The 20,211-nt window shown below is 74.8% G+C and carries 19 protein-coding genes and 1 pseudogene; 17 read left to right on the top strand and 3 right to left on the bottom strand.

All coding sequences use genetic code 11. The features are described from left to right. Positions 1–37 precede the first annotated feature (37 nt). The 16 genes from PGB27_RS05100 to PGB27_RS05025 all read left to right on the top strand — a co-directional run bounded on the left by PGB27_RS05100 (position 38) and on the right by PGB27_RS05025 (position 16,868). Positions 38–730 carry an HAD family hydrolase gene (locus tag PGB27_RS05100; protein ID WP_274199263.1) on the top strand — a complete coding sequence of 231 codons (693 nt, stop codon included), beginning with the start codon at positions 38–40 and terminating at the stop codon, positions 728–730. Between the two features lie 131 nt (positions 731–861). After that, entirely contained in the window at positions 862–1,311 is a 450-nt protein-coding gene (locus PGB27_RS05095) for a Rieske (2Fe-2S) protein (RefSeq protein WP_274199262.1), read from the top strand. A 125-nt stretch (positions 1,312–1,436) separates the two neighbouring features. Then, on the top strand, positions 1,437–4,325 hold the full coding sequence (locus PGB27_RS05090) for a DEAD/DEAH box helicase (RefSeq protein ID WP_332843757.1): 2,889 nt from the start codon (positions 1,437–1,439) through the stop codon (positions 4,323–4,325). Further along, a complete protein-coding gene (locus tag PGB27_RS05085; RefSeq protein ID WP_274199261.1) occupies positions 4,315–5,151 on the top strand; it encodes an SWIM zinc finger family protein in 837 nt (278 codons plus the stop codon). The genes PGB27_RS05090 and PGB27_RS05085 overlap by 11 nt, the downstream gene beginning before the upstream one ends. A gap of 10 nt (positions 5,152–5,161) precedes the next feature. After that, positions 5,162–5,890, top strand: coding sequence for a PIG-L deacetylase family protein (locus tag PGB27_RS05080; protein WP_274199260.1), 729 nt, complete (start codon positions 5,162–5,164; stop codon positions 5,888–5,890). Between the two features lie 155 nt (positions 5,891–6,045). Then, positions 6,046–6,342, top strand: coding sequence for a hypothetical protein (locus tag PGB27_RS05075; RefSeq protein ID WP_274199259.1), 297 nt, complete (start codon positions 6,046–6,048; stop codon positions 6,340–6,342). A gap of 164 nt (positions 6,343–6,506) precedes the next feature. Further along, positions 6,507–8,570, top strand: a complete 2,064-nt coding sequence (uvrC, locus tag PGB27_RS05070; RefSeq protein ID WP_274199258.1) for an excinuclease ABC subunit UvrC — start codon at positions 6,507–6,509, stop codon at positions 8,568–8,570. Next, positions 8,567–9,466 carry an RNase adapter RapZ gene (gene rapZ / locus PGB27_RS05065; RefSeq protein WP_274199257.1) on the top strand — a complete coding sequence of 300 codons (900 nt, stop codon included), beginning with the start codon at positions 8,567–8,569 and terminating at the stop codon, positions 9,464–9,466. Before uvrC ends, rapZ begins: the two co-directional genes overlap by 4 nt. Before the next feature lie 44 nt (positions 9,467–9,510). Further along, positions 9,511–10,575, top strand: coding sequence for a gluconeogenesis factor YvcK family protein (locus tag PGB27_RS05060; RefSeq protein WP_274199256.1), 1,065 nt, complete (start codon positions 9,511–9,513; stop codon positions 10,573–10,575). Next, complete coding sequence (gene whiA, locus PGB27_RS05055) at positions 10,566–11,555, top strand: DNA-binding protein WhiA (RefSeq protein ID WP_274199255.1); 990 nt, start codon at positions 10,566–10,568, stop codon at positions 11,553–11,555. Before PGB27_RS05060 ends, whiA begins: the two co-directional genes overlap by 10 nt. Before the next feature lie 156 nt (positions 11,556–11,711). Then, positions 11,712–12,728, top strand: a complete 1,017-nt coding sequence (gene gap, locus PGB27_RS05050) for a type I glyceraldehyde-3-phosphate dehydrogenase (protein ID WP_274199254.1) — start codon at positions 11,712–11,714, stop codon at positions 12,726–12,728. Beyond that, positions 12,728–13,963, top strand: coding sequence for a phosphoglycerate kinase (locus PGB27_RS05045; RefSeq protein WP_274199253.1), 1,236 nt, complete (start codon positions 12,728–12,730; stop codon positions 13,961–13,963). Before gap ends, PGB27_RS05045 begins: the two co-directional genes overlap by 1 nt. Further along, positions 13,963–14,748 carry a triose-phosphate isomerase gene (gene tpiA, locus PGB27_RS05040; protein ID WP_274199252.1) on the top strand — a complete coding sequence of 262 codons (786 nt, stop codon included), beginning with the start codon at positions 13,963–13,965 and terminating at the stop codon, positions 14,746–14,748. The genes PGB27_RS05045 and tpiA overlap by 1 nt, the downstream gene beginning before the upstream one ends. A gap of 156 nt (positions 14,749–14,904) precedes the next feature. Then, on the top strand, positions 14,905–15,141 hold the full coding sequence (gene secG / locus PGB27_RS05035) for a preprotein translocase subunit SecG (protein WP_116707491.1): 237 nt from the start codon (positions 14,905–14,907) through the stop codon (positions 15,139–15,141). Between the two features lie 56 nt (positions 15,142–15,197). Continuing rightward, positions 15,198–15,542, top strand: coding sequence for an RNA polymerase-binding protein RbpA (locus PGB27_RS05030; RefSeq protein WP_274199251.1), 345 nt, complete (start codon positions 15,198–15,200; stop codon positions 15,540–15,542). A gap of 33 nt (positions 15,543–15,575) precedes the next feature. After that, positions 15,576–16,868 carry a TrpB-like pyridoxal phosphate-dependent enzyme gene (locus tag PGB27_RS05025; protein WP_274199250.1) on the top strand — a complete coding sequence of 431 codons (1,293 nt, stop codon included), beginning with the start codon at positions 15,576–15,578 and terminating at the stop codon, positions 16,866–16,868. 19 nt (positions 16,869–16,887) lie between these two features. On the opposite strand, the pseudogene PGB27_RS05020 reads toward PGB27_RS05025, so the two are convergent. Beyond that, positions 16,888–17,427: pseudogene (locus PGB27_RS05020) on the bottom strand (DUF488 domain-containing protein). Between PGB27_RS05020 and mdlC the strand changes: the two are divergent. Beyond that, on the top strand, positions 17,420–19,072 hold the full coding sequence (gene mdlC, locus PGB27_RS05015) for a benzoylformate decarboxylase (RefSeq protein ID WP_274199249.1): 1,653 nt from the start codon (positions 17,420–17,422) through the stop codon (positions 19,070–19,072). The pseudogene PGB27_RS05020 and the gene mdlC sit on opposite strands and share 8 nt — an antisense overlap. A gap of 5 nt (positions 19,073–19,077) precedes the next feature. On the opposite strand, the gene PGB27_RS05010 is transcribed toward mdlC, so the two are convergent. Further along, the gene (locus tag PGB27_RS05010; RefSeq protein WP_274199248.1) at positions 19,078–19,536 is read right to left on the bottom strand and encodes a universal stress protein; all 459 of its coding nucleotides are present in this window, start codon (positions 19,534–19,536) and stop codon (positions 19,078–19,080) included. A 127-nt stretch (positions 19,537–19,663) separates the two neighbouring features. After that, positions 19,664–20,155 (bottom strand): Lrp/AsnC family transcriptional regulator, encoded by a 492-nt coding sequence (locus tag PGB27_RS05005; RefSeq protein WP_274199247.1) that lies wholly within the window; start codon positions 20,153–20,155, stop codon positions 19,664–19,666. Positions 20,156–20,211: the final 56 nt, after the last annotated feature.

The following is a 20,211-nucleotide window of genomic DNA, read 5'->3' as shown; positions in this document are numbered from 1 at the left end:
CAGTTTCCGCGGCGATACGCGGGGCAACTGCTCACGCATGAGTGCACCCGCCCGGAGGCCCCAGGTCGTCCTGTTCGACCTGTTCGAGACGTGCCTGCAGCTGGAGGGTCTGCGCCCCCGGATCGAGGCGCTGGGGCGCCCCGGTCACGAGCTGGAGCTGTTCTTCGCGCGGCTGCTGCACCAGGGCATGGCGATGACGCTGGCCGGCGAGGCGCCGCCGTTCGCGACCGTCGCCGCCGACATGCTGCGACGCACCTGCGGGCGCGACCTCACCGACGACCAGGTCGCCTCGGTGCTCGACGGCTTCCGGGAGCTGCCCGTGCACCCCGACGTCGCGCCGGCGCTGCAGCGGCTCGCCGAGGCGGGTGTGCCGGCCTACGGGTTCACGCACGGCTCGGCGGAGGTCGCGGGCGCGGCGCTCGAGGCCGGCGGGGTGCGCGACCGGTTCACCGACGTCATGTCGTGCGCGGAGCTGAAGATGTTCAAGCCACCGGCGCGGGTCTACCACTGGGCGTGCGAGCGGACCGCGACGCCGCCCGCCCGGACCGCGCTCGTGGCCGTGCACTCGTGGGACGTGCACGGCGCGGTGTCGGCGGGCCTGGTCGGCGGGTTCTGCGAGCGCCTCGAGGGCCGCATCCCCGACGCCGTCGCCCGCCCGCACGTCACCGCGCCCGCCCTCGACGACGTCGTCGAGGGCCTGCTGGCCCTGCCCGAGGAGCCCGCGCCCTGACCCTCGTGAGCACTTTCCACGCCTATAGCCGACGAAAGTACTCACGAGAGGGCTCACCGAGCGGTGACGGGGTGCGCGGGCAGACTGGTCACCGCAGGATCACGATCACTTCCACGAAGACGGAGGCCTCGGTGCCCACCACCACCGGACCCAACCGCCGCACGGTCCTCTGCGGGCTGGCGGCCGCCCTCGCGGTCCCCGGCGCGCTGGCGGCGTGCTCCTCGAGCGCCGGGTCGGCCGCCCCCGCACCCGCGCCGGCCTCCCCGGCCCCCGGCGCCGCTCCCGCGCCGCTCGCCACCGTCCCGCTCGCCGACGTCCCGGTCGGTGGCGGCACGGTCCTGCGCGGCGGCGAGCGCCCGGTCGTCGTCGTCCAGCCCGCCGCCGGCACGGTGCGGGCGTTCGACGCGACCTGCCCGCACCAGGGCGCGACGGTCGCCGCGCCCGAGGGCGGCGTCATCACCTGCCCCGCCCACCAGAGCCGGTTCGAGGCCGCCACCGGCGCGGTGCACGAGGGACCGGCCGAGCGGGGTCTCACCGAGCTGCCCGCACGCGTCGTCGACGGCACGGTGCAGGTGAGCTGAGCCTGCTCGCGCTGCACGCCCTCTGGTCGCCCGGGCGCGGCGTCTGCCTGTGGGCCGAGGACCCCGATCTCCCCGCCCACAGCACCAGCCGCGCCCGCCGCGGCGCGCGCCCGCACCCGTTCGCGGTGCCGGCCGACCGGCTCGCGGCCGTGTGGGGCACGACGAGCGCCACCGCCGGCGTCGCCGTCCTCGCGCTGCCCTCGGACGCCGACGCCCCGCGGGACTCCGACGACCTCGACCGCGAGGAGACCGGCCCCCACGCCGGCGACCCGGTGCTCGCCGACTGGACCGTCCCGGTCCTCGAGCTCCCGCCCGGCGCCCCGCCGCCCACCCCGCCCGCCGGCACCGTCGCGAGCGCCTCGGTCGTGGCCCTGCGCGCGGTCGACGCGCTGGCCGCGGACCTCGTCACCCGCGGCCGCGTGCTGCCGGCGCCGGACGAGGAGGCTCCGGGAGCCGGCCTGGTCTGGCGGCCCGTCCTCCAGGGCCCCGACCTCGTCGCCGCCGACACGCTCGCCGCCGCCCTGCCCCCGGTGTGCCGCTGCGAGCAGGTCGCGGGGGAGGAGCCGGCGAGCGCCGCGGCGGTGGTCGAGGCGGCGCTCGCGGCGGCCGTCGACGCCCACGCGCGCGCCCGCCTCACCGGCAGCGAGGAGCTCGCGACCGCCCCGGACTGGGCGCACGCCCTCGGCGACGAGCCGGTGCTGGGCGACCCCGCCCCGCCCGACGGGCTGGTCGCCGGGCTGCGCCGGTGGGCCGTCGTCGGCGCCCCGCACGCCGGGCCCGCGCGGGCGTCGTTCCGTCTCGACGAGGTCGTCACCGACCACCTCGGGCACGCCCTCGACGAGCCGGAGCCCCTGTTCCGGCTGACGTTCGCGCTGCAGTCCGCCCAGGACCCGAGCCTGACCGTCGACGCCGACACCGTCTGGCGCGACCCGACGGCCCTGCGCCGCTGGCTCGACGACCCCGCCGAGGTCCTGCTGGGCGAGCTGGGCCGCGCCGCCCGCGTCTACCCGGAGCTCGCCGAGGCACTGCGCGTCCCGCGGCCCGGCGGCATGGACCTCGACCTCGCCGGCACGCACCACTTCCTCGCCCACGTCGCCGCCGACCTCGACCGCGCCGGCTTCGGCGTCCTGCTGCCCGCGGGCTGGCGCGCCGGGCCCGCCCGCCTCGGGCTCGCCGGTGCCGGGGGACAGGCGCGGCCCGACGGCGTCGTCGACACCGGCGCCAAGATCGGCAAGGACGACCTCGTCGACTTCACCTGGCGGCTCGCCGTCGACGGCGAGGAGCTGTCGAACGCCGAGATGGACGCGCTGGTGCGTGCCAAGGCCCCGCTCGTGCGGCTGCGCGGGCGCTGGGTCGCCGTCGACCCCGAGCGCCTCCGCGACGGCCTGGCCTTCCTCGCCGAGCGGCGCGAGCGCCCGACCGTCGGCGACGTGCTCCACCTCGCCGTCACCCACCCCGACGACGTCCCCGCGCCCCTGCCCGTGGAGTCGCTGCGCCTCGACGGCGAGCTCGGTGACCTGCTCGCCGGCGGCACCACCCTCGAGCCCCTCGACACCCCGCCCGGCGTCCGCGCGACCCTGAGGCCCTACCAGCGCCGCGGGCTGTCGTGGCTCGCGTTCCTCGCGCGGCTGCGACTCGGCGGGGTGCTCGCCGACGACATGGGGCTCGGCAAGACGCTGCAGGTCCTGGCCCTGGAGTCCCACGAGCGCGCCGACGCGGACGTGGGCCCGACCCTGCTCGTCTGCCCCACCTCGGTGGTCTCGACGTGGCGCCGGGAGGCCGAGCGGTTCGTCCCGGAGCTGCGCGTCGCGGTCCACCACGGGGCCGGGCGGTCCGAGCCCCGCGAGGCCGCCGACGGCGCCGACCTCGTCGTCACCTCGTACGGCACGCTCGTGCGCGACACCGACGCGTTCGCCGAGCTCGCCTGGCACCGCGTGGTGCTCGACGAGGCGCAGATGGTCAAGAACAACCGCTCCCGCGGCGCCCGGGCGGTCCGCCGCCTCGACGCCGAGCACCGCCTCGCGCTGACCGGCACGCCGGTCGAGAACCGCCTCGCCGAGCTGTGGTCGATCATGGACGCGGTCAACCCGGGGATGCTCGGCAGCGCCACCGCCTTCCGCGAGCGCTACGCCGTCCCCGTCGAGCGCCACGGCCGCGTCGACGTCGCCGAGGACCTGCGCCGGCGCACCCGCCCGTTCCTGCTGCGCCGGCTCAAGACCGACCCGGCGGTCGTCGACGACCTGCCCGAGAAGATCGAGACCGTCGAGCGGTGCGGGCTGACCGCGGAGCAGGCCTCGCTCTACCGGGTCGTCGTCGACGAGATGCTCGGCGAGCTCGACGACGTCGCACCGGGCATCGAGCGGCGCGGGCGCGTGCTCGCGGCGATGACGAAGCTCAAGCAGGTCTGCGACCACCCGGCGCTGCTGCTGCACGACGGCTCCCCGATCGGGCGGCGCTCGGGCAAGATCGCGCGGCTCGAGGAGATCCTCGCCGAGGTGCTCGCCGCCGGGGACCGCGCGCTGCTGTTCACGCAGTTCGCGGCCTTCGGCGACATGCTGGCCCCGCACCTCGCGGCCCGGTTCGACACCGAGGTCGCGTGGCTGCACGGCGGGGTCTCGCGGCGCGCGCGGGACACGATGGTCGAGCGCTTCCAGCGCGGCGACGGCCCGTCACTGTTCCTGCTCTCGCTCCGGGCGGGCGGGACCGGGATCACGCTGACCGCCGCCCAGCACGTCGTGCACCTCGACCGCTGGTGGAACCCGGCCGTCGAGGACCAGGCCACCGACCGCGCCTTCCGGATCGGCCAGAAGCGCACGGTCGGGGTCCGCAAGCTGGTCTGCGCGGGCACGCTGGAGGAGCGGATCGACGACCTCATCGCCGGCAAGCGCGAGCTCGCCGACCTCGCGGTGCGCGACGGCGAGGACTGGCTCACCGACCTGTCGACCGACGAGCTCGCGACGGTGCTGCGGCTGGACGCCGAACCCGAGGAGGTGGACGACGACGATGGTGCGTGAGACGCGCTCGGGTCCCCGGTTCCGCGAACGCTTCCCCGAGAGCGGCGCCGAGTTCGGCAAGCGCAAGCCCGTCGAGGACGGCATCGTGGCCCGCAGCCGCCGGGGCGCGATCGGGGAGTCGTGGTGGTCGGGGCGCTTCCTCGCGGTCCTCACCGCGCTCGGCGTCGGCGGGCGGCTCGACCGCGGGAAGACCTACGCCCGCGCCGGGCAGGTGATCGACCTCGCGATCGAGCCCGGCGCGATCACCGCGACCGTCCAGGGCAGCCGTGACGAGCCCTACCGCGAACGGATCGGCCTGCGCCCGTTCGCCGACGAGGCCTGGGACGCGGTGCTCGACGCGCTGGCCGCCGACTCCTGGTACGCCGCGGCCCTGCTCGCCGGCGAGGTGCCCGACGACCTCGAGGACGTCCTCGCCCGCGTCGGGCTCTCGCTGTTCCCGCAGGGCTCGGGCGAGCTGCCGATGGACTGCTCGTGCCCCGACTGGTCGGTGCCGTGCAAGCACCTCGCGGCCGTCGCCTACCTCGCCGCCGAGGAGTTCGACGTCGACCCGTTCGCGCTCCTGCGCTGGCGGGGCCGCGACCGGGCGACGCTGCTCGCGGCCCTGCGCGACCGCCGCGACGCCGGCGCCGGCGCCCCCACGGCGCTCGCGGACCTCCTCGACCGCTTCCACCGCCCCGGCGTGCCCGTCCCGGACGCGCCGGCGCACCCGCGCGCCCCCACGTCCGACGCCCTGCTCGACGAGCTGCCGCCGCTGGACGTCGGCGGCGAGGACGTGCGCGAGGTGCTGCGCCCGCTCTACCGGCGGATGGCGGAGCCACCGGCGTAGGTTCAGCACCGTGGAGCCTGATCAGCCCGAGAACCCGATCACCGTCCTCGTGGTGGTCGCCCACCCCGACGACATCGACTTCGGCAGCGGCGGCTCGGTCGCCACCTGGACCGACGCCGGCCACCGCGTCGTCTACTGCCTCATCACCGACGGCGACGCGGGCGGGTTCGACGAGGAGATCACCCGCACCGACATGGCGTCGCTGCGCCGCGAGGAGCAGACGGCGGCCGCGGCGATCCTCGGTGTCGACGAGCTGCACTTCCTCGGCTGGCCCGACGGCCGCCTCTACGTCACCCACGAGCTGCGTCGCGACATCACCCGGGTCATCCGGCAGGTCCGCCCCGACCGGGTCGTCACCCAGTCCCCGACGCGCAACGTGCGCTCGATGTACGGCAGCCACCCCGACCACACCGCGGCCGGCGAGGCCGCGATGTGCGCGGTCTACCCCGACGCCCGCAACCCGTTCGCCCACCCGGAGCTGCTCGCCGACGAGGGCCTGGAGGCCCACACCGTCTCCGAGGTGTGGATCTCCCACATGGGCGAGGGCGCCGACCACTACGTCGACACCACCGCGGCCTTCGACCGCAAGGTCGAGGCCCTGCGCGCCCACAAGAGCCAGACCGCGCACATGGACGACCTGCGCGGCCGCATGTGGGGCTGGGGCCGTTCGCAGGCCAAGGCGGCCGACTTGGGGCCGGACCGCACCGCCGAGGGCTACCTCGTCCTCGACACCCGGTAGGAGCTCCTGCCCGGTGGCCGACACCACGCCGTGAGCGACACGACGCCGCGAGGGGTTTACCGACCGTGTCCGGGAGGTCAGCCTGGACGTGGAACGCGGGGCCGATGCCGCCCCCGAGGGCCCGGAGATCAGCTCCCCGCGTGAAGGAGGTCCCCATGAGCGACGTGTCGTGGCTCGGCAATCGGGTGCAACTGCAGGAGATCGAGGACACCGACCTCACCTACCTGCAGTGGCGCCGTCCGTGGCAGGGGTCCCTCCGGGGCTACCTGGTCGTGGGGTCCGAGGAGCGGGCCCTGGTCGAGAGTGCCGTGGAGGAGGCCGCCCACGGTCTCCGTGAGCACCCGCGCCTGGACGCGGCGGGGGAGCCCACGAACCTGGAGGCCTTCCTCACCGACGTCCTGGGCCGCCGTCCCGGCGAGCCGGCGCCGGCGGACGCCACCCCCTCGCTCTGAGGTCGGGGGAGACGCTCCGGGTCGCCGCAGCGTCTCCCGCTCGACCGTCTGGCCCGAGGACGACACGCCAGTGACACGCCGCGACACGCCGTCCGACACGCCGATTCCACCCATCCGGGTGCACGCCGGACGGCCGGACGGACGCGCCTACGCTGGGGGTCACCATGGCCGACCCGCAGACGTACCGACCCGCCCCGGGGAGCATCCCGGAGGCGCCCGGCGTGTACCGGTTCTCGGACGAGAACGGGCGGGTCATCTACGTCGGGAAGGCCAAGAGCCTGCGCAGCCGGCTCAACTCGTACTTCGCCGACGTGGCCGGTCTGCACCCGCGCACGCGACGGATGGTCACCACCGCGGCGGCCGTGCAGTGGACGGTGGTCCACACCGAGGTCGAGGCCCTCCAGCTCGAGTACAACTGGATCAAGGAGTTCGACCCGCGGTTCAACGTCCGCTACCGCGACGACAAGACCTACCCGGTCCTCGCGGTCACGCTGAACGAGGAGTACCCGCAGCTGCGGGTCTACCGGGGTCCCCGCAAGAAGGGCGTGCGGTACTTCGGGCCCTACGCCCACGCCTGGGCGATCCGCGAGACGGTGAAGCTGCTGACGCGGGTGTTCCCGGCGCGCCAGTGCTCGGGCGGGGTGTTCAAGCGCCACGGGCAGATCGGGCGCCCCTGCATGCTCGGCTACATCGACAAGTGCGCGGCGCCGTGCGTCGGCCGCGTCAGCGCCGAGGAGCACCGGCAGATCGTCCTCGACTTCTGCGACTTCCTCGCCGGCCACACCGACCAGCTCATCGGCCGCATCGAGAAGGACATGCAGGTCGCCGCGGCCGACATGGACTTCGAGAAGGCCGCGCGGCTGCGTGACGACGCGGGGGCGCTCAAGCGCGTCGTCGAGAAGCAGGCCGTCGTGCTCGGCGACGGCACCGACGCCGACGTCGTCGCGTTCGCGACCGACGAGCTCGAGGCCGCCGTCCAGGTGTTCCACGTCCGCGGCGGGCGGGTCCGCGGCCAGCGCGGCTGGGTCGTCGAGACCGAGGCCGACAGTGACGTGCCGGACCTCGTCGGGCAGTTCCTCGCGCAGTTCTACGGCGAGCAGGCCGCGCTCGCGGGCTCCGCGGACGACGCCGTGCAGCCGGTGCCGCGCGAGGTGCTCGTCCCGGCGATGCCCGACGACGCGCCGGCGCTGAGCCAGTGGCTCTCGGAGCTGCGGGGCTCACGGGTCTCGCTGCGCGTCGCCCAGCGCGGCGACAAGCGCACGCTCGCCGAGACCGTGGAGCGCAACGCCAAGGAGGCGCTCACCCAGCACAAGCTGCGCCGCGCCGGCGACCTCACCGCGCGCAGCGCCGCCCTCGAGGAGCTCCAGGAACAGCTGGGCCTCGACACCGCGCCGCTGCGCATCGAGTGCACCGACGTCAGCCACGTGCAGGGCTCCGACGTGGTGGCGAGCCTCGTGGTGTTCGAGGACGGGCTGCCGAAGAAAGCCGACTACCGGCGCTACTCGATCCGCGGCGGCGCCGAGGGCGGCGACGTCGCGGCGATCGCGGAGGTGGTGCGCCGGCGCTTCGCGCGCTACCTCAAGGAGACCGCGGAATCAGGGGAGCACGCCGACAGGGCGCCCGACCACACCGACACGGCGTGCGCGGGGGAGACCAGCGACGGTGCCCCGGCCACCGGCGAGGTCGCGCCCGACGAGGGCCCGCTGCCGGGCATCGACCCGACGACCGGCCGCCCGCGGAAGTTCGCGTACCCGCCGAACCTGCTGGTCGTCGACGGCGGCGCCCCCCAGGTGGCGGCCGCGGCCGAGGTCCTGGGCGAGCTCGGGATCAGCGACGTCGCGGTGGTGGGGCTGGCCAAGCGCCTGGAGGAGGTCTGGCTCCCCGGCGAGGAGGACCCGGCGATCCTCCCGCGCCAGAGCGAGGCGCTCTACCTGCTCCAGCGCGTCCGGGACGAGGCGCACCGCTTCGCGATCACCTACCACCGCCAGAAGCGCTCGACGCGGATGACGGCGTCCGCGCTCGACGGCGTGCCCGGGCTGGGCGAGGCCCGGCGCACGGCGCTGCTCAAGCACTTCGGCTCGGTGCGCAAGCTGCGGGCCGCGACGGTCGAGCAGATCACCGAGGTGCCCGGCGTCGGCCGGCGCACGGCGGAGGCGGTGCTCGACGCGCTCGACGACGGAGACGCAGCGCAGCGGAGCTCGACCATCGAGACCGGGGGGACGGCATGACGGACCGGGCGGGGGCACCCCCGCACCCGGGCGGGATCGAGGTCGCGATCGTCTCGGGGCTCTCGGGCGCCGGGCGGAGCACGGCCGCCAAGGTGCTCGAGGACCTCGGCTGGTTCGTCGTCGACAACCTGCCGCCCGAGCTGATCGAGACGATGGTCGACCTCGGGGCGCGCTCGTCGGGGCAGGTCACGCGGATCGCGGTGGTCATGGACGTGCGCAGCCGCGCGTTCACCGCCGACCTGGGGGCGGTCATCAAGGAGCTCGACGCCCGCGGCCACCGCCCGCGGGTGCTGTTCCTCGACGCGTCGGACGCCGTGCTCATCCGCCGCTTCGAGTCGAACCGCCGCTCCCACCCGCTGCAGGGCGACGGGCGCCTGTCGGACGGCATCCGCGCCGAGCGCGAGCTGCTCGCCCCGCTGCACGACCAGGCCGACCTCGTCGTCGACACCTCGAACCGGTCGGTGCACCAGCTGCGCACGGCCATCGAGAGCGCCTTCGGCGACGCCGCGGCCGACGTCGGGCACAGCGTCACCGTCGTCTCGTTCGGCTACAAGCACGGGCTGCCGCCCGACGCCGACCTCGTCGTCGACATGCGCTTCCTGCCCAACCCGCACTGGATCCCCGAGCTGCGCGAGCACGACGGGCGCGAGGCCGTGGTCTCCGACTACGTGCTGTCCCAGGAGGGCGCCGAGGAGTTCCTCGAGCGCTACCTCGAGCTCCTGCGCCTGGTCGGCGCGGGCTACCGCCGCGAGGGCAAGCGCTACCTGACCGTCGCGGTGGGCTGCACCGGCGGCAAGCACCGCAGCGTCGCGATCGCCGAGGAGCTCGCCCGGCGCATGACCGGCGAGGACGGCGTGCGCGTGACGGTGTCGCACCGCGACGTGGGGCGCGAGTGAGCGCCGGCGACGGGGAGCGCCCTGGGGGGAGGCCCCTCAGGGCCGTGGCGCTCGGCGGTGGCCACGGGCTGCACGCCACGCTGACGGCCCTGCGCCGGCTGACCGACGACATCACCGCGGTCGTGGTGGTCGCCGACGACGGCGGCTCGTCGGGCCGCATCCGCCGCGAGCTGGACATCCTGCCCCTGGGCGACCTGCGCATGGCGCTGGGCGCGCTGGCCGGCCAGGAGAACGCGGGTCCGGAGAACACGCTGTGGCAGCGGGTCTTCGAGCACCGCTACGGCGGCCACGGCGCGCTCGCGGGCCACGCCGTCGGCAACCTCCTGCTGGCCGGGCTGGTGGAGGTCCTCGACGACCCGGTGGCCGCGCTCGACCAGGCCTGCCGCCTGCTCGGGGTCACCGGCCGGGTGCTGCCGATGAGCACGCAGCCCGTCGACATCGAGGCCGACGTCACCGGCATCCAGCCCCGCCGGTCGGGCCCGGCCGGCGGCGATCAGGACCGCGACGTCGCCCACCGCATCCGCGGCCAGGTCGCCGTCGCGACGACGCCGGGGCGCGTGCAGCAGGTGCGCCTCGACCCGCGCCGGCCCAAGGCGTGCCCGGAGGCGGTCGAGGCGCTGCGGACCGCGGACGTCATCACGCTGGGTCCGGGCTCGTGGTTCTCGAGCGTCCTGCCCCACCTGCTGGTCCCCGAGCTGTTCACGGCGCTGGTCGAGAGCGAGGCCCGCAAGGTCCTCGTGCTCAACCTCGCCCCGCAGCCCGGCGAGACCTCCGGGTTCTCGCCGGAGCAGCACCTCGAGGTGCTCGCGGCGCACGCGCCCCGTCTGCGTCTCGACGTCGTCGTCGCGGACACCAGCGCCGTCCCGGAGCCCGACCGCCTGCGCCGCGGCGCCGAGGCGTTCGGCGCAGACATCCTGCTCACCGCCGTCGGGGCCTCCGACGGCAGCCCCCGGCACGACCCCGAGGCCCTCGCCGAGGCCCTCGCCGACGCCGCCCACCACCGTGTCGAGCAGTCGGCCGGGGCAGCGACGAACGGCGTCCACGGCGGCGCCACCGTGCCCGGGGCCGACCCCCGCCCGCACCAGGAGGAGGACCGAAGGTGGCCATGACCGCAGCGGTCAAGGACGAGCTGAGCCGGCTCGCGGTGTCGAAGACGTGCTGCCGCCGCGCCGAGGTGGCGGCCCTGTTGCGCTTCGGCGGGGGTCTGCACATCGTCGGTGGGCGGGTCGTCGTCGAGGCCGAGCTCGACACCGGCGCCGGCGCCCGCCGCCTGCGCGGCGAGATCCACGACCTGTACGGGCACAACCCCGAGGTCCACGTCCTGTCCCAGGGCGGCCTGCGCAAGGGCACCCGCTACGTCGTGCGCGTCGCGACCGACGGCGACTCGCTGGCCCGCCAGACCGGCCTGCTCGACCCGCGCGGGCGTCCCGTCCGGGGCCTGCCGCCGCAGGTCGTGTCCGGCGGCGTGTGCGACGCCGAGGCCGCGTGGCGCGGGGCGTTCCTCGCGCACGGCTCGCTGACCGAGCCCGGCCGCAGCTCCGCGCTGGAGATCACGTGCCCGGGCATGGAGGCGGCGATGGCGCTGGTCGGCGCCGCCCGCCGGCTCGGCGTGGTGGCGAAGGCCCGCGAGGTCCGCGGTGCCGACCGGGTCGTGGTGCGCGACGGCGACGCGATCGGCGCGCTGCTCACGCGCCTGGGCGCCCACACCTCGGTGCTCGCCTGGGAGGAGCGCCGCATGCGCCGCGAGGTGCGCGCGACGGCCAACCGGCTGGCGAACTTCGACGACGCCAACCTGCGCCGCTCGGTGAAGGCGGCCGTGACGGCGTCGGCGCGGGTCAACCGGGCGCTGGAGCTGCTCGGCGAGGAGGTGCCCGACCACCTCGTGCAGGCCGGGCGCCTGCGTGTCGAGCACGAGCAGGCCTCGCTGGAGGAGCTGGGCCAGCTCGCGGACCCGCCGATGACCAAGGACGCGGTGGCCGGGCGCATCCGTCGCCTGCTCGCGATGGCCGACAAGAAGGCCAAGGACATGCGCGTTCCGGACACGTCCTCGGTGGTGACCGAGGAGATGTCGGAGATGGCCGACCGCTGAGCGTCGCGGACGACGTGACGTCGTTCGCGGGACCCGGCCGACGCCGCCGGAGCCGTTAGGGTGGCGGCCCCACGGGGAACGCCGTCCTCCGAGCGCAGTGCGGCGTGGACACCCCTGGTCAGCACGACCGACGCACGAGAGGCAGGGCGAGGCGCAGTGACGGTCCGCATCGGGATCAACGGGTTCGGTCGCATCGGACGCAACGTGTTCCGCGCGCTCGAGAAGCAGCGCGCGGCGGGCACCGCGGACATCGAGGTGCTCGCGGTCAACGACATCACCGACAACAAGACGCTCGCGCACCTGCTGCGCTACGACTCGGTGCACGGCCGCTTCGACGGCACCATCGACGTCTCCGACGACGCCCTCGTCGTGAACGGCAAGACGATCAAGGCGCTGGCCGAGAAGGACCCGGCGGCGCTGCCGTGGGGCGACCTCGGCGTCGACGTCGTCATCGAGTCCTCGGGGATCTTCACCGACGCCGACTCGGCCGGGAAGCACCTCAAGGCGGGCGCGAAGAAGGTCGTCATCTCGGCCCCGGCCAAGGGCGAGGACCTCACGGTCGTCATGGGCATCAACGACTCGTCCTACGACGGCAGCCAGAACATCCTGTCCAACGCCTCGTGCACGACGAACTGCGTCGCGCCGATGATCAAGGTGCTGCACGACGCGTTCGGGCTCGAGACCGGCTTCATGTCGACGATCCACGCCTACACCGGCGACCAGCGGATCCACGACGCCCCGCACAAGGACCTGCGCCGGGCCCGCGCCGCCGCGTCCAACATCATCCCGACGACGACGGGTGCCGCCCAGGCGACCGCGCTGGCGCTGCCCGAGCTCGAGGGCCGCCTCAACGGCCTGGCCTACCGGGTGCCGGTCAACGACGGCTCGGTCACCGACCTGACCGCGACGCTGAACACCGACGTCACGGTCGAGCAGGTCAACGACGCGTTCAAGAAGGCCGCCGAGGGCGAGCTCAAGGACGTGCTGGTCTACACCGAGGACCCGATCGTCTCCACCGACATCGTCGGCGAGGCCGCGTCGTGCACCTTCGACGCCGGCATGACCAAGGTGCTCGGCAACCGGACCGTGAAGATCGTGGGCTGGTACGACAACGAGTGGGGCTACTCCAACCGCGTCGTCGACCTGACCACGCTCGTGGGCTCGAAGCTCTGATGAGGACCGTCGACGACCTCGTCGGCGAGGGGGTGCAGGACCGCTTCGTCCTGCTGCGCGTCGACCTCAACGTGCCCCTCGACGGCTGGAACATCACCGACGACGGGCGCATCCAGGCCGCCCTGCCGACGGTCCGCAAGCTCCTCGACGCCGGGGCCAAGCTCGTCATGACGGCGCACCTGGGCCGTCCGAAGGGCGGCGAGCCGCCGGGCCGCGACCGGCTGATGAGCCTGTCGCCGGTGGTGGCGCGGCTCGGTCAGCTGCTCGACCAGCGCGTGCACCTGGCCGAGGACGTCGTCGGCCCCTCGGCGCACGAGAAGGCCGAGGCGCTGGAGGCCGGCGAGGCGCTCGTGCTCGCCAACGTGCGCTGCGACCCCCGCGAGACGGGCGACGCCCGGGAGCGCGAGGAGCTCGCGAGCGCGCTCGCCGAGCTGGTCCCGGGGGGCGCGTTCGTCTCCGACGGCTTCGGCGTCGTGCACCGCGAGCAGGCCTCGGTGGTCGAGGTGGCCCGCAAGCTCCCGGCCTACGCCGGCGACCTCGTCGCCCGCGAGACCGAGGTGCTGCGCCGGCTCGTCGGCGACCCCGAGCGGCCCTACGTGGTGATCCTCGGCGGCTCGAAGGTCTCCGACAAGCTCGGGGTGCTCTCGAACCTGCTGCCGAAGGTCGACAAGCTGCTGGTCGGCGGGGCGATGTGCTTCACCTTCCTCGCCGCGCAGGGCCACGACGTCGGCGGATCGAAGCTCGAGTCCGACCAGGTCGACACGTGCAGGGAGCTCCTGACGAAGTACGCCGACACCCTGGTGCTGCCCACCGACGTGGTCGTCGCGTCCGAGTTCGCGGCGGACGCGCAGACCCGGACGGTGTCGGTGTCGGAGATGCCCGAGGGCTGGCTCGGCCTGGACATCGGCCCGGAGACGGTGTCGGCGTTCGGTGCGGCGCTGGCCGACGCGGCGACGGTGTTCTGGAACGGGCCGATGGGCGTGTTCGAGATGGAGCCGTTCGCGGCGGGCACCAAGGGCGTCGCGGAGGCCGTGGCGTCGACCAGCGCGTTCAGCGTCATCGGCGGCGGCGACTCGGCGTCGGCGATCCGGGCCGCGGGGCTGGACGAGGGCCGCTTCGGCCACATCTCCACCGGCGGCGGGGCCTCCCTCGAGTTCCTCGAGGGGCACGTGCTGCCGGGCATCGCCGTCCTCGAGTCCTCCCATCGCTCCGCTCGCCCCGGTGAGGAGTCCTGATGGCGCGCAAGCCGCTGATCGCCGGCAACTGGAAGATGAACCTCAACCACCTCGAGGCCATCGGGGTGACGCAGAAGCTCGCGTTCGCCCTGCCCGGCAAGTACTTCGACGTCGTCGACGTCGCGGTGCTCCCGCCGTTCACCGACCTGCGCAGCGTGCAGACGCTGGTCGACGCCGACTCGATGCCGATCACCTACGGCGGCCAGGACCTCTCGCCCGAGGACTCCGGGGCGTTCACCGGTGACGTGTCGGGGGCGATGCTCGCGAAGCTCGGGTGCACGTGGGTCGTCGTGGGGCACTCGGAGCGCCGCACGATCCACGGTGAGGACGACGAGCTGGTCAACCGCAAGGTGCACGCGGCCCTGCGCCACGGCCTCACGCCGATCCTGTGCCTGGGGGAGGGCGAGGAGGTCCGCGACGCCGGCGGGCACGTGGCGCACTGCACGGGCCAGCTCGACGGCGCGCTCAAGGGCCTGTCGGCCGACGACGTCGCCAAGGTGGTCGTGGCCTACGAGCCGGTGTGGGCGATCGGCACCGGCAAGACCGCCGGGGTCGCCGACGCCCAGGAGGTCTGCCACGCGCTGCGTGAGCGCCTCCGCGAGGTGCACGGCGCCGGGGTCGCCGACCGCGTGCGCATCCTCTACGGCGGCTCGGTGAAGTCGAACAACGTCGCCGACCTCGTGAAGAGCGACGACGTCGACGGCGCGCTGGTCGGCGGGGCGAGCCTCGACCCCGAGGGCTTCGCCGAGCTGTGCGCCCTCGCTGCGGGTGGCCCCCTGCCCTGACGCCGGGTGCACGATGCCCCGTTCGGCCGACGGGTCCTGACAGGACCGTGACCGGGGCGGGGTATCGTGCACCACCAGCGCCGATCCCGCACATCGGGACGGCCAGAGCCCCACCCGGCCGGGTGGGGTCGGCTCCCGGAGGTCACGGACACCGACATGCGACTGTTCCTCGACATCCTGCTCATCGCGTCCAGCGTGCTGCTGGTGCTGCTGGTGCTGCTGCACCGCGGGCGGGGCGGCGGGCTGTCGTCGCTGTTCGGCGGCGGGGTGCAGTCGAGCCTCGCCGGGTCGAGCGTCGTCGAGAAGAACCTCGACCGCCTCACCCTGTTCGTCGGGGCCATCTGGCTGATCTCGATCGTCGGCACGGGGCTGCTCGTCAAGATCGAAGGTTGACGGGTGGCCCGGGTGCCGAGCGCCCGGCCGCCCCTGGACGCGGAGGTACTCCGGCGATGGCGACTGGCAACGCGATCCGAGGCACCCGGGTGGGTTCGGGCCCCATGGGGGAGTCCGAGCGCGGGGAGAGCGCGGCGCGCACCGTGGTCTCGTTCTGGTGCTCCAACGGGCACGAGACGCGCCCGTCGTTCGCGATGGACGCCGAGATCCCGACGACCTGGGACTGCCCGCGCTGCGGCCTGCCCGCCAACACCGACGAGAAGAACCCGCCGCCGGCCAAGCGCACCGAGCCGTACAAGACGCACCTGGCCTACGTGAAGGAGCGTCGTTCGGACGCCGACGGCGAGGCCCTGCTGGACGAGGCGCTCGCGAAGCTGCGCGCGAAGCGCGGGGAGAGCTGACCCGCCCGCCCGCGAGCTGACATGATCCGGGCCATGGCGGCCCCAGCTGACACCACAGACACCCGCTTCTCGCTCCCGCAGTCCGCGCTGCCCACGGCGTGGTTCAACGTCGCACCGCACCTGTCGGACCTGTTCGGGGCGCCGTTGGACCCGCCGCTGCACCCGGCCACGCGGGAGCCGGTCGGCCCGGACGACCTCGCGCCGCTGTTCGCCCAGGAGCTCATCGGCCAGGAGATGGCGACCGACCCCTGGATCGACATCCCGGGCGAGGTCCTCGACGTCCTGCGCCTGTGGCGGCCCACGCCGCTCGTGCGCGCCCGCCGGCTCGAGGCCGCGCTGGGCACGCCCGCGCGCATCTACTTCAAGGACGAGTCGGTGTCGCCCGCGGGCTCGCACAAGCCGAACTCGGCGGTGCCGCAGGCGTTCTACAACGCGAAGGAGGGCATCACCCGGCTCACCACCGAGACGGGTGCGGGCCAGTGGGGTACCGCGCTCTCGTTCGCGTGCGCGCAGTACGACGTCGAGTGCGCGGTCTACATGGTGCGCAAGAGCTTCGAGCAGAAGCCCTACCGCAAGGTCATCATGGAGACCTGGGGCGGCACGGTCGTCCCGTCCCCGATCGACGACCCGTCCCACCCCGGCTCGCTCGGGGCCGCGATCTCCGACGCGGTCCGCGACGCCGTCGGTCGCGACGACACCCACTACGCGCTGGGTTCGGTGCTCAACCACGTGCTGCTGCACCAGACGGTGATCGGGCTCGAGGCCCAGCAGCAGCTGGAGAGCGCGGGGGAGACCCGCCCGGACGTCGTCATCGCGCCGTGCGGCGGCGGGTCGAACCTCGGCGGCATCGCGCTGCCGTTCCTGCCCGACCCGTCGGTGCGCCTGCTCGCGGCCGAGCCGGCGTCGTGCCCGACGCTGACGCAGGGCCGCTACGAGTACGACTACGGCGACACCGCCGGCTTCACGCCGCTGATGAACATGTACACGCTGGGCCACGACTTCGTGCCGCCGGGCATCCACGCGGGCGGGCTGCGCTACCACGGCGACTCGCCGATCATCTCCAAGCTCGTGCACGAGGGGCGGATGGAGGCGGTGGCGCACCGCCAGCGGGCGGTGTTCGAGGCGAACGTGCTGTTCGCGCGGGTCGAGGGCAAGGTGCCGGCGCCCGAGGCGGGCCACGGGATCGCGTCGGTGATCCAGGAGGCGAACGACGCGACGGCCAAGGGCGAGGAGCGCGTCATCCTCTTCAACTACTGCGGCCACGGCCTGCTGGACCTCGCCGCCTACCAGGAGTACCTGGCGGGCGACCTCGTGGACGAGCCCTGAGCCCTGGGCCGGGCCCTGATCACCCGGTGCCGGGGAGCGGCGCCTGCCCGTCGTCGTAGACGAGCTGCTCCCCGGCGACCCGGACGCCGTCGGTGGGGCGGTGCTCGGGCGTCCGGCCGTCGTGCATCAGGTGGCGGACCGCCGCACCGCGGACGAGCAGGGCGTGGTCGGCGACGAGACGGCGGTGGCAGCGCCACCACACCGACTCCGAGCACAGGATCGCGGTCGGCTCCCCGGCGGCGAGCAGCTCGGTGACGGCGTCGCCGAACACCGGCGTGCGCATGTGGGCCGCGTAGCCGGCGAACGAGCGGTCGCGCAGCGCGGTGTCGGGGGAGTCGGCCGGGCGGCTGCGGCGCCCGTCGAGGCGCTCGTCTCAGCGGTAGGCGACGCCGTGGTCGGCGAGCACCGGCCCCAGGGCCTCGCGGGCGACCGACGGGTCGCGACGGCTGCCGGGGTGGCGGCGGACGTCCACGACCGCCGCGACCCCGGCCTCCGCGACGAGCCGCGCGACCGCGGGGCCGTCGAGCGTGCCGTGGCCGACGGTCCAGAGCGTGTCCACGCGCCGGGGGTACCCGGTGTTCCGGGCACCGGGAGGGCCCTCGCGTGCCGCCGCCGCCCGTGATGGGCTGCCCGGCATGGTGACGGTGCGCGAGGCGTCCCTGGCCGTGCTGCGCGGCCACGGCATCACGACGATCTTCGGCAACCCGGGCTCGACCGAGCTGCCGATGTTCCGGGACTTCCCCGACGACTTCCGCTACGTGCTGGGCCTGCAGGAGTCCGTCGCGGTGGGCGCCGCCGACGGCTACGCCCAGGGCACGGGCCGCGCGGCGCTGGTGAACCTGCACTCCGCGGCGGGCGTGGGCCACGCGCTGGGCAACGTGTTCACCGCCTTCCGCAACCGCACGCCGCTCGTGCTGGTCGCGGGGCAGCAGGCGCGCTCGCTGCTCGTCGGCGAGCCGTTCCTGTTCGCGGAGCGCCCGGCGGAGTTCCCCGAGCCCTACGTCAAGTACAGCCGCGAGCCGGCGCGGGCCGCGGACGTGCCGGCGACGCTGGCGCGGGCGATCCACGTCGCCACCACGCCGCCGTGCGGGCCGGTGCTGGTCTCGGTGCCGGTCGACGACTGGGACCAGCCCGCGCCGGCCGTGCCCCCGCACACCGTGGTCGGGACGGTCGCGGGCGACCCGCAGGCGCTCGCGCAGGTCGCCGACGAGCTGGCCGCCGCCCGCGCGCCGGCGTTCGTCGTCGGCGGGGAGGTGGACCGCGACGGGGCGTTCGACGACGTCGTCGCCCTCGCCGAGCGCCACGCCGCGCGCGTGTACGTCGCGCCCATGTCGCCGCGCTGCGGCTTCCCCGAGCGCCACCGGCTCTTCGGCGGCTTCCTGCCCGCCGCGCACGACGGCATCCGCGCCGCCCTCGACGCCCACGACGTCGTCGTCGTCCTGGGCTCGCCGGTCTTCCCGTTCCACACCGAGGGCGCGGTGCCGGGCGACACCGCGGTCCCCGACGCCACCACGCTGGTGCAGCTCACCGAGGACCCGGCGCACGCGGCGTGGACGCCGGTCGGCACGTCGATCGTCACCGGGGTACGCCACGGGGTGCGCGCGCTGCTCGCCGGGCCGACGCCGCCGCGGCGTCCGTTTCCCGCGCCCGGGGTGTCGGCCGGCCGCGTCGCCGCCGACGGGGACGTCATCACCGAGGAGCTGCTGCTGCAGACGCTCGCCGACCTGCGGCCCGCGGACTCGGTGGTCGTCGAGGAGGCGCCCGCCACCCGCGGCCCCATGCACGCGCACCTGCCGTTCGACCGCGCCGCGAGCTTCTACACGTGCGCGAGCGGCGGCCTGGGCCACGGGCTGCCCGCAGCGGTCGGGATGGCGCTGGCGCGCCCGGAGCGGGTGGTGGCGCTGGTCGGTGACGGGTCCGCGATGTACGGCATCCAGGCGCTGTGGTCGGCCGCGCAGCTCGGGGTGGCGCTGACCGTCGTCGTCGTGCACAACGCCCGCTACCGCGCGCTCGACCAGTTCGCCGAGCACTTCGGCATCACCAAGCCCGTCGGCACCGCGCTGCCGGGCCTCGACTTCGTCGCGCTCGCCGCCGGGCAGGGCGTCGCCGGCGTGCGCGTCGAGCGTCCCGACGAGCTCGAGCCCGCCCTCGCCGAGGCGCTGCGCTCGCCGGGGCCGGTGGTGCTGGACGTGATCGTGGCCTGAGGTCGCTAGTCGCGGACCACCACGACCGTGCAGTCCGCGTGGATGACGGCGCTCAGCCCGACCGAGCCGATGAACCGGCTGGCCAGGCCGCCGCGCCCGCGGTGGCCCACGACGAGGACCGAGGCCCCGCGCGCGTGGTGGAGCAGGACGGTCGACGCCGGCCCCATGGCGACCTCGGTCCGGACCTCGGGCACCGCCAGCCCGCGCTCGCGGCGCGCCGCGGAGACCTCCTCGACCGCGGCGGCCACCTCGCGCTGGGCCGCGTCGTGCAGGACCCGGGCGTCGGGGACGAGCCCTTCCGCGGTCGACCACACGTCCGGGCCCGCATAGGCCGTGATGGCGTGCACCGCGACGCCCCGGCGCGCGGCCTCGTCCATCGCCCACGCGAGCGCGGCGCGGGAGCCGTCGCTGCCGTCCACGCCGACGGCGACGTCACCGGTGCGGGTGGGGGCCGGTTCGGACACGTCGTGCTCCTCCCGACGATCACCAGGGCGTCCGATCATGCCGCGCGCCCCGGCGGCCCGCGAGCGCCCGGTGCTCCGCTGCGACGTCCGTCCCCGATGTCCCGATCGCCCGATCGGGCGGACGGGATCAGGCGTCGGTGGGGATGTTCCGCAGCTCGACCGGGCTCGACTTCACGACCGCGGTCACGGTGGCGGCGTGGTCCTGCCAGATCTCGAGGACACGGTCGAGGTCGGCGACGTCGCGGACCTGCACGCGCATGAGCAGGCAGTCCTCGCCGGTGATCTTGTGGCACTCGACGACCTCGGGCTGGCGGGCCGCGAGCTGCTCGGAGATCTTCCCCTGGCCCAGCGCCGGCCGGACGCGCACCCACGCGGCGATCGGGTAGCCGAGCGCGGCCGGGTCGATGTCGAGGCGGTAGCCCCGGATGACGCCCGTCCGCTCGAGCCGCTGGACCCGCTCGGTGACCGCCGGGGCCGACATCCCGATGCGCCGGCCCAGCGCCGACATGCTCTGGCGGGGGTCGGCCTCGAGCTCCGCGAGGATGCGCCGGTTGGTCTCGTCGAGCAGCTTGTCGTTCTCCAGGCGCTGGGTGCCCCGGGCTTCGGATACTGCAGTCATGTCGCCACTATCCCCGTGAGTTCGCCATGGAGTCCAGAGCTCTGGCCTTCGAGAAT

This window comes from Actinomycetospora lemnae, from assembly GCF_028737315.1.
GTDB classification, from domain to species: domain Bacteria; phylum Actinomycetota; class Actinomycetes; order Mycobacteriales; family Pseudonocardiaceae; genus Actinomycetospora; species Actinomycetospora lemnae.
The sequence above is the reverse complement of the archived record's forward strand: the minus strand, read 5'-3'. Positions and strand labels throughout refer to the sequence as shown.

Coding starts and splice junctions, on each gene's coding strand:
- PGB27_RS05100 (WP_274199263.1), top strand. CDS start 38: ATGAGTGCACCCGCCCGGAGGCCCCAGGTCGTCCTGTTCGACCTGTTC.
- PGB27_RS05085 (WP_274199261.1), top strand. CDS start 4,315: ATGGTGCGTGAGACGCGCTCGGGTCCCCGGTTCCGCGAACGCTTCCCC.
- PGB27_RS05075 (WP_274199259.1), top strand. CDS start 6,046: ATGAGCGACGTGTCGTGGCTCGGCAATCGGGTGCAACTGCAGGAGATC.
- uvrC (WP_274199258.1), top strand. CDS start 6,507: ATGGCCGACCCGCAGACGTACCGACCCGCCCCGGGGAGCATCCCGGAG.
- rapZ (WP_274199257.1), top strand. CDS start 8,567: ATGACGGACCGGGCGGGGGCACCCCCGCACCCGGGCGGGATCGAGGTC.
- PGB27_RS05045 (WP_274199253.1), top strand. CDS start 12,728: ATGAGGACCGTCGACGACCTCGTCGGCGAGGGGGTGCAGGACCGCTTC.
- tpiA (WP_274199252.1), top strand. CDS start 13,963: ATGGCGCGCAAGCCGCTGATCGCCGGCAACTGGAAGATGAACCTCAAC.
- secG (WP_116707491.1), top strand. CDS start 14,905: ATGCGACTGTTCCTCGACATCCTGCTCATCGCGTCCAGCGTGCTGCTG.
- PGB27_RS05030 (WP_274199251.1), top strand. CDS start 15,198: ATGGCGACTGGCAACGCGATCCGAGGCACCCGGGTGGGTTCGGGCCCC.
- PGB27_RS05025 (WP_274199250.1), top strand. CDS start 15,576: ATGGCGGCCCCAGCTGACACCACAGACACCCGCTTCTCGCTCCCGCAG.
- PGB27_RS05005 (WP_274199247.1), bottom strand. CDS start 20,155: ATGACTGCAGTATCCGAAGCCCGGGGCACCCAGCGCCTGGAGAACGAC.